This window comes from Megasphaera hexanoica, from assembly GCF_043520715.1.
GTDB lineage: Bacteria > Bacillota > Negativicutes > Veillonellales > Megasphaeraceae > Megasphaera > Megasphaera hexanoica.
The window spans coordinates 2,300,930-2,315,610 of record NZ_CP171361.1; the positions used below are offsets into that span (position 1 = coordinate 2,300,930).

Sequence of the window (14,681 nt, forward strand, 5' to 3'; positions counted from 1 at the left end):
CACTCTACATTCGTTACACATCGAGTATGCCGTCCGGTGTGTATGCAACAGGCACATCTTGTTCCAAAACTTCCAGTTCCGGATTTTCTTTCACTACCTGAGCCGAGACCAACAACTCCTGTACGTGAAGCGTGTTTTCTATGATTGCAATGCGTCCATCCGGTCCGGGATTGGCCAGCGCATAAGCCTGGCTGATTGCTTCTTCTTCCGTGTCGAAGTATACAGGAATCTTCCCCCGTTCGAGATACGTCGTAGGAATGAGGTTGGAATACATAGACTCCCGGTCAATCTGGCTGACCAGACCTTTCGTCGTAATATCGGCCAGGCCGATGCCTAACGCATTTCCATAGGAATGTTCATTCATGCGCAGAGCAACGAGCATATGAATATCCGGACTCGTCGGTTCTTCTACGCCACGAACACGGATGCGGCCGATGACTTTAGTATCCATCCCGGTACCGCTGTAAATCTTGCCTATTTCCTTTACGACAACCAGATCATACTGACTTCCCGGCAGATGTGGCACGAGGCTGCGGGCCAGAAGCTGGAGTTTTGCATCGGTTTCGATATACGTTTCTACAGGCACACCCTGGAGGAGGTATGTCTGATCATTGGAATTTTCGACGATAGCCAGACCGCAGAGAATGGGGGCTTTCTCCAGCGATACCTTGCAGGACTGGGCAATAGACTGGGCCAGTCCATGGGCATGCATGGCCGAGCAGCCGTCCTTCTTGCCCAGGCCGATGGCAATCATTTTTACGATGCCGCTTTCATTGGGTGCCGAAAAATCAGTATGCGGTTTAACCCGGTTGCAGACAATGATGCCATCCGATTCATAGGCATTCTTGTCAAAATATACGGGTGCACCATTTTCCGTTTCTCCCAGATATACCGTTTCCATGGATGAACGGATAGGGCAGTCCATCGTTTCTTCCGTAATGCCATATCCTTTCAATACATCGATCTGCCCCTGGGCCGTTGCACCACCGTGGCTCCCCATGGCAGGAACAATGAAGGGATGGCCTCCCTTTGTCTTGACATAGTCAGCGATGCTGCGGATGATAGTCGCAATATTGGCAATCCCCCGGCTGCCAGCCGTAATGGCAATCTGTTTATCGCGCAGTTTATCATTCAGCGTCAGTTTATCCAGTTCCTGCCGCACAGCAGCCGGAATATCACTGATGCAATCTGTCGGAAAATGCTGCCGTACCCGTATGAGATGAGGCAGTTCCTGCTTTTTCAAATCTAACATGTCACGTTTCATCTCTCTTTCTTCACGATCATCACGAACAATTTGTCTTGCATACGTTCCAATTATAAATCATATAGTTTTTATTTAGAATAATTTGTTGTTATTAGATAAACAAATCCGTTCTTCTTTTTGCCCATCGCCACCGGCAAGGATTCCCTCTCCCCCACTGCCATCGGTAACGTACAAATAAGTAACAACTTTTTGCTGTTTTAAATACGCCCGTATTTCATCGCAGGTATACTGCTTGCCCGGATATTCCAGAAATTCCCGTACTTTCCAGGCTGCCTGCCGGCTTCCCTGCAACAGCAGTCCCGGGCCTCCGGAATACGACAGGCACCAGACCTGAGGAAGGATTTCCACCATATGTTCGTCAATGGCATGAACTTCTCCTCCCAGCGATCCGATAATGCCGCCTGTCCGCGGTCCATTATGCCAGGCCGCTATATTAGCAGCCGCCGCCACGACGGAAACGGGGCAGAGCCAGGTTACATAGTCTGCCAGGTACTGATCGAGTGCTACCGGGTCCGTAATACACCGCACGTCTTTCCCTCTATACGCTGTCAGCTTCCGCCTGAAATGCTCATCAAGGCCCTCCAGGTCCCCTGCCCTGCACCAGATGCCAACAGCTGCCGGCATCTGATACAGACAGGTCTGATACAGACGTACCCTGTAATCATTCATCAGGGGTACTGCTTTCTCACAGCCTCCGCCATGGCTGCGTTGATCCTTTCCAAATCGTCTGACGCGGCGTTTTTCACAAATGCTTCAATCGCTGCGCTGGCTTCGACAAACGGACCTGGCAGGTTTAAAACCAGCGCATCCCCCAATCGGCCACAGACGAGGCAGCTCCACAAATGTCCGTTCTTGCCAAAGAGCTGCCGGCTGGCACTGGGCGATAACATCGCTTCCAACGCCGTATGAGTAAAATCTTTTCCCAGTGTAGAACTATAGCGGTGTCCGCCACCGCTTCCCCCGATGAGAACGACCAGATCCGATGCGGCAGCTGCCTTGCGGATAGCCTGTTCTATTTTATCTTCTTCATCCGTTACCGGTGCGATGCGGGTAATCTGCATTTCCGGATTGTAGCGCACCAGCTGTTGTACGACGGCCGCGCTGTCCGTATCAAAGACAATACCCGCTTTGATTTCGTCACCCGTAGGAATAATCGTCGCCGTATCAATCATGATGGAGCCACCTTTCCCGGGCACAGTAGTCATGATCCCGCTGAGGAATGTGATTGATATCGACAGGCACAATTTTTTCTGCCCCTGCCAGCTTGGCCAGTTCTGTCGCTGTGACACCTTCTGTCGTTGAGATGGCCTGGATCAGGCCATGTTCATCTTTCTCTATTTGTTCCGGATCGATGCCGTATATATCCATATCGATAGATGAACCGGTAACGCCGATGACCCGGACGACAGAATGGAATTTATCCATCAGGATTTTTTCCAGCGCCCGCGTATCCAGTCCCTTGACATCGAGGCCCTGCACTTTGACGACTGTTTTATCCGTATAGACAATAATATTTTCATCAGCCATGGCAAATCCCCTGTTTCTATCAGATTTCTTTTTCTACCAGCAGATCATCTGCATGATACTTCTTGGCCTGTTCCACACCCGGCAGGATTTCATCGGCGTGAGCGATGACTTCCTCTGCCGTCATATGGGAGGTCTGTTTCATCCATTCGCGCGTGCAGCCGACACTGTCCAGTTCAGCCTGAGCAGCCGGTGTGATGCGGTCGAAATCAATAGGAGTCCCCATAGCACGGGCAATGGACAGAACAACAGGCGAACAGCCGATATCCCGGGCCGGTACACAGCCGCACTGGAGAGCACGGATGGTCAGGCGGGCAATGACTTTCTTATCGCAGACGATGCAGGGAATGTACTGTTTCAGCGTCTTGGCATAGGCACCGGAGCCATGAGCCGTATCGCCGGCTTCAAACTGAGGATGAGGGAATACACGGCCATACATTTCTGCAACGGTCATGCCGATACCGACCGAAATGACCTGGCCGGTCATGCCTACGAGGACATCGCCGTGATGCATGCATTCGAGCTGGCCCAGAATCGGGAACAGGACTTCATCCATAGTGATGATATTCATCATTTCTGTTGCCGAATTATTATTGGACGCCCGGCCGGTAATGACGACGTTATGGACAGGAATCTTCTTATCTTTCGGATTCGGCCCGCGGAACATCTTCTTTTCAGGGAACAATTTCTTCCACTGTTTCAGATGGGGTTCCTTTTCTACCAGTTCATCGGAGAGAATGATTTCCTGCATGGGCAGGATGCCGAATTCATTATTAACTTTACCATTATCGGAGGCCCCCATGCGGACGATGGCCCCTTCGACGACAATGCCGTCACTAGTAGTCGTCACAGCATCCATATCAAATACATTGATAGCTGCCGGTCCCTGAATGGTAGCTGCTACTTTGCGGATAGCATCATCCTGGGAAAGACCACTTTTTTCAATTTCCTTGACATCGAGAAATACGACCGATACAGGTATAATCTTATCATCTATATCCCCGCCGGGAAGAACTCTATATTTCATGATGTATGCGCCTCCTTAGTGCAGACCCAGTTTTGGTCTTCTGTCTTCAATATCCGTACAACCGTCAAATTCCGTTTCTTCCGTCGGATGGATAATATTGATGACTTCCATAATAATCTTGGTCGTCTTGCCGTTTTCATCTTTGCCCTTAATGAGAACCGTATGCATCGTTTCGGGGACACGGGGCAGAACCAGAACTTCTACATGCTTGACATCATCCCGTCCGGCGATTTCATGAACAGCTTCTTCAATGCGGCCCGTACGCAGTGACTGCATCTTGGCGCTGTGCAGACTTTCCAGACCATGGACTTCCATCGTCTTTGTGTCGTCCACATCGTGGACAGCAACATACATTTTCTTGATAAATTCCGGGAGCTTTGTGTGCATGAACCTGAACATAATACTCTCTCCTCTCTAAAATAATATTCTAAAATTTATAATTTACGCACATCCGGTATACCGATATACCGGTATACTATTATTATAATCGCTCATATATGTTTGTCAATAATAGTTATATTGCTAAAATATCATTGCTGGTTATATTATTATACAAAATAGTTTTAACCATCCTATTGGAAATAGACGGCCTGTAAGTATATAATAAAAAGGGTAGACGTAAAAAACAAAAGGATGTGATGTCATGCAATCACGCAAATCATTACAAGATAAAGCTTATGAATATTTAAAAGCCCAGATTATGGACGGAGCCTTTGAAAAGGGAAAAATCTATTCTCTGGCAGCCATCACAGCCTCATTGAATATGTCGCGCACGCCGGTCCGCGATGCGCTTCTCAGCCTCAGTCAGGAAAACCTCGTCGATGTCCTTCCCAGCCGGGGATTCCAGCTCCACGAAGTGACCCGCCGGGAAATCATCGAACTCTACCAGCTGCGCTGTGCCATCGAGGGGTATTGTGCCGCTTTCCTGGCCTCCTGCTATGCTGCAGATTCATCCCGTAGTGAAATAGCCATGCTCGATAAAAATTTGAAACTCCAGGAAAAGGCCGTATACGACCATCAGTCAGCCGACGAATATTATATCCTTGATATGGAATTCCATAATATCATTATTTCCTCGACAAAAAATAAGCATTTTTACCATATCATCAAAAACAACCGCGTCCGCAGCAGTGATTTCTCTCTCGTTTCCCTGCGTAAAGAAGGCGTCATAGAGCGGACCCTGAAAGAACACAAGGCCATCTACGAAGCCTTGTGCACCGGCGATCCCGTCCTGAGTCAGGAAAAGATGATACTCCATCTGGATACGCCATTGCAAAACAACCTGTCCAGCAAATTGCTAACAGACTGAACGCACAAAAAAACTTGCCGCACAACGGTAAAAATCGTTGTGCGGCAAGTTTTTTGGTTCCTATTTTCCCAAACGATAGTGGAAATCGTCATAACCGAAATGGCATAACTCTTCTATCGTGCCCGTTTCATGGCGAACGTAGAGGTCCGGAAGAGGCATACCATTGAATGTATTAGTTTTACAAGTTGTATAAATAGCCATGTCACCGAAAAGGAGCAAATCACCTGCTTCAAGAGGCTTATCGAAGCTGTAATCTCCTATGACATCACCAGACAGGCAGGTCGGCCCGCCCAGACGATACGTATAAGGACGCGCGCCGGCTTCTCCGCTTCCAAACAGTGGCGGCCGGTATGGCATTTCCAGTACGTCCGGCATATGGCAGGCCGCGCTGGTATCGACAATGGCAATCTTCGTATTGCCATTGGTCAGCACATCCAGCACACGCGTTGCCAGATAGCCTGCATGAAGGGCACAGGCTTCTCCCGGTTCGAGATAGACCTGGACATTCCACTTTTTTTGCGCCGTGCGGATACAGTCTTCGAGAAGATTTATCTGGTATCCGGGACGGGTAATGTGATGACCGCCGCCCATGTTGAGCCACTTCATCTGAGGCAGGATATCACCGAATGTCGTCTCTACTGCTTTCAGGGTCGTAGCCAGATCATCCGCATCCTGTTCACACAATGTATGGAAATGGAGTCCGTCGAGGAGCGCTTTCCCCTCGTCGGTCATCAAGGCGTTCCACTGCTCCCGTGTCGTTCCCAGCCGGCTGCCGGGAGCGCAGGGGTCATAAATATCATGCCCGTCCTGAGTAGACCATTCAGGATTAATCCTGAGGCCGATGCTCCGGCCTGCTACTTTTGCCTGACGCCCGAAACGCATGAGCTGGCTTGGCGAATTGAATACGATGTGGTCTGCATAGTGCAGTAGTTCCACAAACTGGTCATCCCGGTAGGCCGCCGAAAACACATGCACTTCTTTGCCGGGCATCTTCTCTGCCCCAAGACGGGCCTCATACAAGCCGCTCGCCTCCGTACCGGCCAGATAGGGTTCCAAAACCGGATACAGGTCGTAGTTGGAAAAGGCTTTCTGCGCCAGGAGGACCCGGCAGCCCGTCCGTTCTGCCAGTCCGGCCAGGATTTCTCCATTATGCCGCAGAGCCCGCTCCTCCAGGATATAGCACGGCGTCGGCAGCCGGCCAAACCAGTCCTCGGGAGTACCTCCCTCCAGATAGCGGAACGGCGGCGTATACATCGTATCGCCCATCACGGTACCAGTACCGGGTTTTCATCAATGCTGCGGGGCAGGCCATATTTGTCCAGTGCATCGAGGAACGGATCCGGATCCAGTTCATCTACCGTATAGACACCCGGTTTCTGCCATTTTCCCGTAAGCATCATGAGTGCACCGCACATGGCCGGTACGCCCGTCGTGTAGCTGACGCCCTGACTGCCCACTTCATGGTAGCATTCCTGATGATCGCAGACATTGTAAATATACCAGGTCTTATCTTTGCCATCTTTCGTTCCCGTAAAGATGCAGCCGATATTGGTCTTGCCTTTCGTCCGCGGTCCCAGGCTGGCAGGATCAGGAAGCAGGGCTTTCAGGAATTTAATCGGCACAATCTGATGGCCTTCAAATTCAACCGGCGTCGTAGATAACATTCCCACATCTTCCAGACATCTCATATGATCGAGATAACTCTGTCCAAAGGTCATAAAGAAACGGATCCGCTTCGCTTCAGGGATGGTCTGGGCCAGACTTTCGATTTCTTCATGGTGCAGGAGGTACATATCCTTTTCCCCGACCTGATCGAAATGGTATTCCCGTTTGATACTCATGGCCGGTATTTCAATCCAGTGTCCGTCTTCCCAGTAACTGCCGGGAGCCGATACTTCGCGGAGGTTTACTTCCGGGTTGAAATTAGTCGCGAAGGCATAGCCGTGGTCACCGCCGTTGCAGTCGAGAATATCAATCGTATCGATATGATCGAATTCATGTTTTTTGGCATAGGCACAATATGCCTGGGTTACGCCCGGGTCAAAGCCGCAGCCTAAGAGGGCCATGAGACCGGCATCTTCGAATTTTTTGCGATATGCCCATTGCCAGCTGTAATCAAAATATGCCGAGAAACCCGCTTCTTTGCAGCGTTTTTCATAGATGGCACGCCACTGGGGATCATCGGTATTTTCCGGTTCGTAGTTAGCCGTATCCATGTAATTGACGCCGCAGGCCAGGCAGGCATCCATGATAGTCAGGTCCTGATACGGCAGCGCCACATTCATGACCAGATCCGGCTTTTCCTTCTGGATGAGGGCAATAAGCTGGTTTACGTCATCAGCATCTACCTGGGCTGTCGTAATTTTCGTATCCGTGTGGCCTTTCAATTTGGCAGCCAGGTCATCACATTTGGATTTTGTACGGCTGGCAAGACACAATTCCGTAAATACATCACTCACCTGACAGCATTTCTGAATCGCTACGGAGGCAACGCCGCCACAACCAATGACAAGAACTTTACTCATAGTAGTCTCCTTTCAGTTTGAACAAAAAAACAGATATATGGAAATCTATAGTGAACTACATATATTTTCAACTATGACAGCGGATACAGTGCCAGCATCAGCTCCCGCACGACTTTGCAGGCCAGTGCCGTAGACGCGCCACTGGCATCCAGCATCGGCGCCAGTTCGGTCACATCGGCACCGATGACACGGGTCTGGGAAACGAGCTGTATGGCTCTGAGCAGGGCGGGAAACCAGACGCCGCCCGCTTCTGGCGTCCCCGTTCCGGGAAACGCCGCCGGATCCAGGCAATCGAGGTCAATCGTAACATAGACGGGAAGATTCTGTTTCCTCAGTTTGTCAACGACCTGTTCCAGTCCTCCGAATCCGAAGGGATGCATGTCCGTATGCTCCCAGGCAAAGCGGAACTCTTCCCGTTCCCCGCTGCGGATACAGAATTGATGGATCCGCCCATCTCCCAGGATGTCATGGCATCGCCGGAGCACGCAGGCATGACTGAGCCTTGCTCCCAGATAGTCGTCCCGCAGATCGGCATGGGCATCAAAATGGATGATGTGCAGATCCGGCCACTGCCGGGCAGCTGCCCGTACGGCACCGAGTGTCACCAGATGTTCCCCGCCGAGGAGCAGAGGCAGCTTACCATCAGCAAGAATCACCGACGCCCGTTCTTCTATATCGGCCAGGGCCTGTTCCGAACTGCCGAAACACAATTCCATATCGCCACTGTCAAAAATCCGGCAGTCTTCCAGATCTTTATCCTGATACGGACTGTACGTTTCCAGGCCAAAACTTTCATGACGTATGGCCGGCGGGCCAAAGCGGGCGCCGGGGCGGAAACTCGTCGTCGAATCGAAGGGAGCACCGTAAAGGACGATGCGTGATTCTTCATAGGAAGCATCACAGGCCAGGAATGTTTCTACATTAGGTTTCAGCATCAGGGTTCTACCTCCTGGAGCATGTCTTCCAGAAATGCCGGCAGCCAGAATGAACCGACATGGAGCCGCGTCGTATAGTACCGCGTATGGAGATGGAGCTTTTCCCACGCCGCCGCGTCGAGGTCATTGACGGGATGATATTTTTTGCTGGCAAATCCGAACAGCCAGTATCCGGCCGCATAGGTCGGGATATGAGCCTGATAGACCTTACTGATAGGGAAGGTACTGACGATGCGCTGGTGGCTGCGCTGCATGGCCAGAGCGTCTTCTTTATAAAATGGGCTCCCCTGCTGATTGACCATGATGCCGTCATCGCGCAGGGCATGATAACAGCTGCCATAAAATTCCTTCGTAAACAACCCCTCAGATGGTCCGAACGGATCGGTCGAATCGACGATGATCAGGTCATATTCCGCTTCGCAGCTGCGGATAAACTTCAGGGCATTTTCAAAATGGATATGAACGCGGCTGTCATCGAGGCGGCAGGCATTGCCCGGCAGATAATTGCGGCAGGCTTCAACAACGGCCGGATCCATTTCTACCAGATCGACAGACCGTACCCGGTCATAGCGCGTCAATTCCCGCACGACTCCGCCGTCCCCGGCACCGATGACCAGGATATCCTGGCACTGCTGATGTACTGCCATGGGCACATGAGTAATCATTTCATCATAGATAAATTCATCCCGTTCGGTAAGCATGACGTTGCCATCAAGGGTCAGGACGCGGCCAAATTCCGGTGTTTCAAAAATATCGATGCGCTGATATTCGCTCTGCCGGGAATACAGATGGCGGTTGACGCGAATACTGTGCTTGACATCGGGCGTATGAAATTCACTAAACCAAAATTCCATGATATTCCTTCCTTTCACGCCAGGACATTGATGTGCTGCAAATCGGGATCTTCTGATCCGGTCATGCTGCAGCCTTTTTCTTTGGCATAACATATGTGTTCCAGGATTTCTGCCGTAATCCGTTCGCCCGGCGCCAGAATGGGAATGCCCGGAGGATAACACATGACGAATTCACTGCATACGCGCCCTTCACTCTGTGCCAGAGGCAGACTGACCTTATCAGCATAAAACGCGTCCTGGGGGCTCATGACGACTTCCGGTTCCACATATTCCTGAGTCAGCATTCCTGCCGGATCTTTCTGATGATGGCGGCGGATTTCTGCCAGGGCACTGACCAGCCGTTCCAGTTCCTGTATGCGGTCTCCCATCGACAGATAGGCCAGAATATTGCCAATATCACCGAACTCAATCTGAATATCGTATTCATCGCGCAGGAGGTCATAGACTTCAATACCTGCCAGCCCGATGTCACGGGTATGGACACTAAGTTTCGTACTGTCAAAATCAAAGACAGAATCGCCATTCATCAATTCCCGCCCAAAGGCATAATATCCGCCGATGGCATTGATTTCCTGACGGGCATAATCGGCCATATCGACGACTTTATGGAAAATTTCACGGCCGTGAAGTGCCAGGTGGCGACGGCTGATATCCAGACTGGACATGAGAAGATAGCTTCCCGATGTCGTCTGAGTCAGGTTGATGATCTGCCGTACGTAGCCTGCATGCACATCCGGCCCGGTCAGAAGGAAGCTGGACTGGGTCAGGCTGCCACCGCTCTTATGCATCGATACGGCTGCCATATCGGCACCAGCTGCCATGGCCGATACGGGAAGGCCATGGCCAAAATAGAAATGCGTCCCGTGTGCTTCATCGGCCAGACATCGCATCCCCGCATCATGAGCCATGCAGACAATGGCCCGCAGGTCACTGCATATTCCGTAATAGGTCGGGTTATTGACCAATACGGCTACGGCGTCAGGATTTTCCTCGATGGCCCGCGCTACCTGCTGGCGCTGCATACCCAGAGAAATGCCCAGCCGTGCATCGACTTCCGGATTGACATATACAGGTATGGCTCCACAGAGCACCAGAGCATTGATGACACTTTTATGGACATTGCGCGGCAGGATGATTTTATCTCCCCGCTTACAGACGGTCAGTACCATACTCTGCACGGCACTGGTCGTTCCGCCGACCATCAGAAAGGCATGGGCGGCCCCAAAGGCCTCTGCTGCCAGTTCTTCCGCCTCGCGGATGACAGAAACAGGATGACACAGATTATCCAGCGGTTTCATACTGTTGACATCGACGCCGACGCACTGTTTCCCGAGGAAAGCCGTCAGTTCCGGATTTCCCCGGCCTCTCTTATGTCCCGGTACATCAAAAGGGACAACACGCATCTCACGGAATCGCTGCAGAGCTTCATATATTGGTGCCCGTTGCTGTGATATGGCCGCTTGTTTTGACATTACCATATTCTCCCCCCATTGCCTGCATAAAAAAAGCGCAAGCTGCGCTGCTGCACAACTTGCGTCCTGACAATTCCAATATACTAAGACGATGGAAACATCCTGTCCGTCATCCGTCTTAGTGGAAAATATGATCAGAGTCTATATAGCAATTCTACTTTTACTACTCCTATTGATCGGTTCACAAGTGTGCCTGCGCACATTTCGGTTATGAAGTAACCAACTCTTGAAAACTGAGCATACAGCTCAATCAATAAGGCAGCAATCATGCCGCCAATCGGCAGTGGACCCGGCTGTCCGTATGGCCTGAACTTTAAAAAAAGTGGTCCCGTACAATTGCTTTGAAAAGACCTGTTCTGTCATCTTTCCAAAATCATACCAATCGTATCATAAAGAAAAACACCTGTCAACTATCTGGCGTCACTTGCCGGCGTATCCATCAGTTTCCGGGCCAGTTCCTGGTACAGGAGGCTCACGGGCAGATCCGGATTACCTTCGACGACGGTCATGCCCTGGTTTTCATAATACTGGATTTCTTTACTGCGCGGTATATCGGCTATAATGGGCAGATTATGGCTGTTGGCAAAAGCCTGTACGATATCATACTCATTCTCTACGTTGCGCCTGTTGAGGATGATTCCCCGGACCTGGGCATATCCCCGGTCTTTGAAATTTTCTACTGCTTTGATGATATTGCCGGCAGCATACAGAGCCATTTTTTCTCCCGACGTGACAATGAAGATTTCGTCGGCGTACCCATCCCGTATAGGAGCCGAAAAGCCACCGCACACGACATCGCCCAGTACGTCATACAACACGACATCCGGCTGGATCCGGTCGAAGACTTCCAGTTCATCTATGAGATCAAAGGTAGCAATGATACCTCTTCCTGCACAGCCCAGCCCCGGCGTAGGTCCGCCCGTTTCGATGCAGAAGACACCGCCATACCCGGTTTTACCGATATGCTCGAAATCCGGTTCTTCCGTATAGGTCCGGTAATAATCCATGACCGGCATGACAGGCTCGCCATGAAGGAGATTCCACGTCGAATCGGCCTTGGGATCGCAGCCGATTTGGATGACCTTCTTCCCCAGTCTGGCCAGAGAAGCCGAAATATTGGCAGCTGTCGTCGATTTGCCGATGCCGCCTTTTCCATAAATCGCAAATTTTCTCATCGTATTTCCTTTCCTATTTCAAACGATCCCGCAACCAGTCCGCTATGTCCGGCCCAGCAATCACAGGCATTTCATCGTGATAGTGGCGCCCAGAATACGCTTCGTGGGGCAGAGAAATAAATGCATCCTGTTTTTCCGGAAGCAGCCGGGCATAAATGGGGTCTGCCAGGACATGCTGCGCCTTGCGGCATTCTTCGCGAATGACCGGTTCGACACTGACCGTTTCTATATGGCGCAGGAGCAGCTGAGGCGCATCGGCCAGCGGGCATAAGAGCCGCACCGTAGAAAGACCCAGCTCATGGCGCAGCAGATTTCCCATGGAAAGGAGATATACGGGTTCGCCAATGACCAGGGCATCACAGGGCTGGTCATCATACACCGTTTCCGTCTTCCAGGCATTGAGATCGGCCAGAGCGTACTGCGGCTTTTCCCGGGGCTCTCTTCCCGTAAGTCCTGTCAGATACGATGTATTCCCTTCACGCAATGCCTGCAGCCAGTCTGCTGTTCCTTGTTTTCCCATAGGGATGCCGGCTACATAGGGAATCCCGTATTGTTCCCGCATATATTGGGCCAGATACAACCCCGTGGAAGAGACGACGGCATTGACATCGGCATTGGCCGCACCAGCCATATTATCCAGCGTATCTCCCATAGACCACGAACTCTGTATGATGAATCCCGCTTCTGTCAAAATGGTTTTGATAGTAGTTGCATTGCCGACGACAGAAAAATCCAGAGGTGTCAGCCCCAGGATATTGACTCTCCGTGCCGGCCGCTGTGGCTGTCTGACCGGACATTTCAGGAAATGCTGCGCCAGGCGGACGTAAGCATTCCCCGCACCGGGAAGATAACTGTGGATACCGTCCGTCCGGAATCCCATCGTAAAAATACCCGTCCGTTCTTGTACCATTTTTTCAATGGCCCGGAAATCCGTCCCGATTGCATTAGGCATGGGACTGCCTCCGATAGCGATAAAAGCCGGATGGACGGCATCGGTTACTTCGGCAATATCATGGATGAGCCGCTGGTCGTTGCCCTGAATAGTGTCGATTTCATTGAGTCCTGATATGTACACCATGGATTGTGTATCGTACCATCGCGGCTCATCATGGGTATCATACGTCGAATTACAGCCCGATGCATCGTGCATGACAACCAGCCCGCCCAGTTCAAACAGGGCCGAAGCGATGCCAAACATATCTACGGCATAGGTAGATAAGACTCGTTGTGCTTGTTTCATCCATGACACCCCCAGGCTTTGACTTGAATAATCTCTCTCATGTCCGGATTTTCTTTACTAGCGGCATCACCGATCCAGTCCAGCAGCTTCATAAGACCCACATACCCATACAGGCCGCTGTTTTCAATGACATTGACAAAATACTTCGTATCCGTAAAGTAGGCTGCCATCTGGCCGATAGCCAGGACTTTTCCATATTTCCGGCTGTCATCCCGCGGCAGGAGACGCCGCTTGAAATGCATGGTCGAACGCAGGGACAGGTTTGGATAATGTTCTTTCAAGAAAAAGAAACTGTCTTTTTCATCTGGTGAAATGGCATCGAGATACACGGCATACACGTTATATCCATGAGTCAGCAGGAACCGTGCCAGTCCCAGAGGCCGCGGTGTCGCTGTAAAATCGATGGCAATCGGCGTCTGCCCGAGTATATTATGCAATTTCATCGCCTTCTCTTCTATCTGCTGTTCAAAGGCATCGCAATCAGGCATGGTAAGGTGCAGTACATCCGCTGCCGTCTGCAGGTTCTTCCGCAATGTCCCATAGTCGTAGGCATACGGCAGATACAGGGCATCCTGTCCCAGACGGCGCTTCATGTCGCGGGCTGCCGGTGCAGCATTTTCCAGGAAATAAATATTGGCTGCCGATTCCCCCATCTGTTTATATTCATCATACGTACGGCAGTCCGCAAAATCGTGAATGGCATACCCGCCAGCACAGAGCATGGCTGTCAATTCATTATCTCCATCGACAGGGTAATAATTGACGATGTAATTCACGGCCCGGCGTGGCGGCATTTTCGTCACGGCCCGCATCAGCTGCCGCCGTCCCAGAATATCCGGCGTATACCGTCGCTGCAAAGTGGGCGTCATATAGCCGTCGATGAAATCGATGTCAGGAAACCGCTGGCGCAGCTTGTCGTAGACGATGCGGACATCGATATGGAGGAAATGCTGCATGCAGCTCGTAAAACCTTCGACGCAGCGGGGCCGTTCCGGCAATTCTTCTATAATCCGGGATATACCGTCGATCATCATGTCTTCCAGATTGCCTTTGATGAGATTTTCATTGGTCAGGGTCACCATGGAAAAACGCCCGGCGCCATCGGGGATTTCATCAGCCGATAAGACGACGCCGTGAAGACAGCAGGCACAGCAGACGTATATTTCATGGCACTGGGGAATGAGCATAGGCGAGTGGGCGATGGTCCAGTGGCCCCGGGCCGGTGAAGCATACTGCAGGCCAATATAAAACGGTTTGGGAAAATCCGCCCTGCCTATGGAAATTTCGGCACCATCCGGCGTAACCGTATATCGGGGCACCTGAGGCGGATGGATTTCATTTTCGTAAATCATGCTC

The 14,681-nt window shown here is 51.1% G+C and carries 15 protein-coding genes; 1 reads left to right on the forward strand and 14 read right to left on the reverse strand.

Annotation, left to right across the window (positions count from 1 at the left end; translation table 11 throughout):
• Positions 1 to 13: 13 nt before the first annotated feature.
• The 6 genes from ACGTIC_RS11265 to ACGTIC_RS11290 all read right to left on the reverse strand — a co-directional run bounded on the left by ACGTIC_RS11265 (position 14) and on the right by ACGTIC_RS11290 (position 4,214).
• A complete protein-coding gene (locus tag ACGTIC_RS11265; RefSeq protein WP_070807711.1) occupies positions 14 to 1,252 on the reverse strand; it encodes a lactate racemase domain-containing protein in 1,239 nt (412 codons plus the stop codon).
• Between the two features lie 84 nt (positions 1,253 to 1,336).
• Positions 1,337 to 1,933 carry a hypothetical protein gene (locus ACGTIC_RS11270; RefSeq protein WP_113855608.1) on the reverse strand — a complete coding sequence of 199 codons (597 nt, stop codon included), beginning with the start codon at positions 1,931 to 1,933 and terminating at the stop codon, positions 1,337 to 1,339.
• Positions 1,933 to 2,436 (reverse strand): molybdopterin-binding protein, encoded by a 504-nt coding sequence (locus ACGTIC_RS11275; RefSeq protein ID WP_059075428.1) that lies wholly within the window; start codon positions 2,434 to 2,436, stop codon positions 1,933 to 1,935. The genes ACGTIC_RS11270 and ACGTIC_RS11275 overlap by 1 nt, the downstream gene beginning before the upstream one ends.
• A complete protein-coding gene (locus ACGTIC_RS11280; RefSeq protein ID WP_059075429.1) occupies positions 2,429 to 2,791 on the reverse strand; it encodes a hypothetical protein in 363 nt (120 codons plus the stop codon). Before ACGTIC_RS11280 ends, ACGTIC_RS11275 begins: the two co-directional genes overlap by 8 nt.
• Before the next feature lie 19 nt (positions 2,792 to 2,810).
• Complete coding sequence (locus ACGTIC_RS11285; protein WP_113855607.1) at positions 2,811 to 3,815, reverse strand: hypothetical protein; 1,005 nt, start codon at positions 3,813 to 3,815, stop codon at positions 2,811 to 2,813.
• A gap of 15 nt (positions 3,816 to 3,830) precedes the next feature.
• Entirely contained in the window at positions 3,831 to 4,214 is a 384-nt protein-coding gene (locus ACGTIC_RS11290; protein WP_059075431.1) for a hypothetical protein, read from the reverse strand.
• Between the two features lie 244 nt (positions 4,215 to 4,458).
• Here ACGTIC_RS11290 and ACGTIC_RS11295 point away from each other — a divergent pair, with 244 nt between their 5' ends.
• Entirely contained in the window at positions 4,459 to 5,124 is a 666-nt protein-coding gene (locus tag ACGTIC_RS11295; protein ID WP_059075432.1) for a GntR family transcriptional regulator, read from the forward strand.
• Between the two features lie 60 nt (positions 5,125 to 5,184).
• Here the strand turns inward: ACGTIC_RS11295 and ACGTIC_RS11300 are convergent, their stop codons facing one another.
• From ACGTIC_RS11300 to ACGTIC_RS11335, 8 genes are all read right to left on the reverse strand, one after another.
• A complete protein-coding gene (locus tag ACGTIC_RS11300; RefSeq protein WP_257536656.1) occupies positions 5,185 to 6,390 on the reverse strand; it encodes a carboxynorspermidine decarboxylase in 1,206 nt (401 codons plus the stop codon).
• Positions 6,390 to 7,649 carry a saccharopine dehydrogenase family protein gene (locus ACGTIC_RS11305; RefSeq protein ID WP_075581339.1) on the reverse strand — a complete coding sequence of 420 codons (1,260 nt, stop codon included), beginning with the start codon at positions 7,647 to 7,649 and terminating at the stop codon, positions 6,390 to 6,392. Before ACGTIC_RS11305 ends, ACGTIC_RS11300 begins: the two co-directional genes overlap by 1 nt.
• Positions 7,650 to 7,720: 71 nt before the next feature.
• Positions 7,721 to 8,584: an agmatinase gene (gene speB, locus ACGTIC_RS11310; RefSeq protein ID WP_113855606.1), complete on the reverse strand. Its 864-nt coding sequence runs from the start codon at positions 8,582 to 8,584 to the stop codon at positions 7,721 to 7,723.
• Positions 8,584 to 9,438 (reverse strand): polyamine aminopropyltransferase, encoded by an 855-nt coding sequence (speE, locus tag ACGTIC_RS11315; RefSeq protein WP_059075435.1) that lies wholly within the window; start codon positions 9,436 to 9,438, stop codon positions 8,584 to 8,586. The genes speB and speE overlap by 1 nt, the downstream gene beginning before the upstream one ends.
• A 14-nt stretch (positions 9,439 to 9,452) precedes the next feature.
• Complete coding sequence (locus ACGTIC_RS11320) at positions 9,453 to 10,910, reverse strand: aminotransferase class I/II-fold pyridoxal phosphate-dependent enzyme (protein ID WP_113855605.1); 1,458 nt, start codon at positions 10,908 to 10,910, stop codon at positions 9,453 to 9,455.
• A 410-nt stretch (positions 10,911 to 11,320) separates the two neighbouring features.
• Entirely contained in the window at positions 11,321 to 12,085 is a 765-nt protein-coding gene (locus ACGTIC_RS11325) for an AAA family ATPase (RefSeq protein ID WP_059075437.1), read from the reverse strand.
• 13 nt (positions 12,086 to 12,098) lie between these two features.
• A complete protein-coding gene (locus ACGTIC_RS11330; protein ID WP_113855604.1) occupies positions 12,099 to 13,325 on the reverse strand; it encodes a nitrogenase component 1 in 1,227 nt (408 codons plus the stop codon).
• Entirely contained in the window at positions 13,322 to 14,677 is a 1,356-nt protein-coding gene (locus ACGTIC_RS11335) for a nitrogenase component 1 (RefSeq protein ID WP_113855603.1), read from the reverse strand. Before ACGTIC_RS11335 ends, ACGTIC_RS11330 begins: the two co-directional genes overlap by 4 nt.
• Between the last annotated feature and the right edge of the window lie 4 nt (positions 14,678 to 14,681).

What these genes read in the sequence shown, in the direction of transcription:
- ACGTIC_RS11330 (WP_113855604.1), bottom strand. Translation starts at nt 13,325, where the DNA reads ATGAAACAAGCACAACGAGTCTTATCTACCTATGCCGTAGATATGTTT.
- speB (WP_113855606.1), bottom strand. Translation starts at nt 8,584, where the DNA reads ATGCTGAAACCTAATGTAGAAACATTCCTGGCCTGTGATGCTTCCTAT.
- ACGTIC_RS11270 (WP_113855608.1), bottom strand. Translation starts at nt 1,933, where the DNA reads ATGAATGATTACAGGGTACGTCTGTATCAGACCTGTCTGTATCAGATG.
- ACGTIC_RS11300 (WP_257536656.1), bottom strand. Translation starts at nt 6,390, where the DNA reads ATGGGCGATACGATGTATACGCCGCCGTTCCGCTATCTGGAGGGAGGT.
- ACGTIC_RS11325 (WP_059075437.1), bottom strand. Translation starts at nt 12,085, where the DNA reads ATGAGAAAATTTGCGATTTATGGAAAAGGCGGCATCGGCAAATCGACG.
- ACGTIC_RS11285 (WP_113855607.1), bottom strand. Translation starts at nt 3,815, where the DNA reads ATGAAATATAGAGTTCTTCCCGGCGGGGATATAGATGATAAGATTATA.
- speE (WP_059075435.1), bottom strand. Translation starts at nt 9,438, where the DNA reads ATGGAATTTTGGTTTAGTGAATTTCATACGCCCGATGTCAAGCACAGT.
- ACGTIC_RS11265 (WP_070807711.1), bottom strand. Translation starts at nt 1,252, where the DNA reads ATGTTAGATTTGAAAAAGCAGGAACTGCCTCATCTCATACGGGTACGG.
- ACGTIC_RS11305 (WP_075581339.1), bottom strand. Translation starts at nt 7,649, where the DNA reads ATGAGTAAAGTTCTTGTCATTGGTTGTGGCGGCGTTGCCTCCGTAGCG.
- ACGTIC_RS11280 (WP_059075429.1), bottom strand. Translation starts at nt 2,791, where the DNA reads ATGGCTGATGAAAATATTATTGTCTATACGGATAAAACAGTCGTCAAA.
- ACGTIC_RS11295 (WP_059075432.1), top strand. Translation starts at nt 4,459, where the DNA reads ATGCAATCACGCAAATCATTACAAGATAAAGCTTATGAATATTTAAAA.
- ACGTIC_RS11275 (WP_059075428.1), bottom strand. Translation starts at nt 2,436, where the DNA reads ATGATTGATACGGCGACGATTATTCCTACGGGTGACGAAATCAAAGCG.
- ACGTIC_RS11290 (WP_059075431.1), bottom strand. Translation starts at nt 4,214, where the DNA reads ATGTTCAGGTTCATGCACACAAAGCTCCCGGAATTTATCAAGAAAATG.
- ACGTIC_RS11320 (WP_113855605.1), bottom strand. Translation starts at nt 10,910, where the DNA reads ATGTCAAAACAAGCGGCCATATCACAGCAACGGGCACCAATATATGAA.
- ACGTIC_RS11335 (WP_113855603.1), bottom strand. Translation starts at nt 14,677, where the DNA reads ATGATTTACGAAAATGAAATCCATCCGCCTCAGGTGCCCCGATATACG.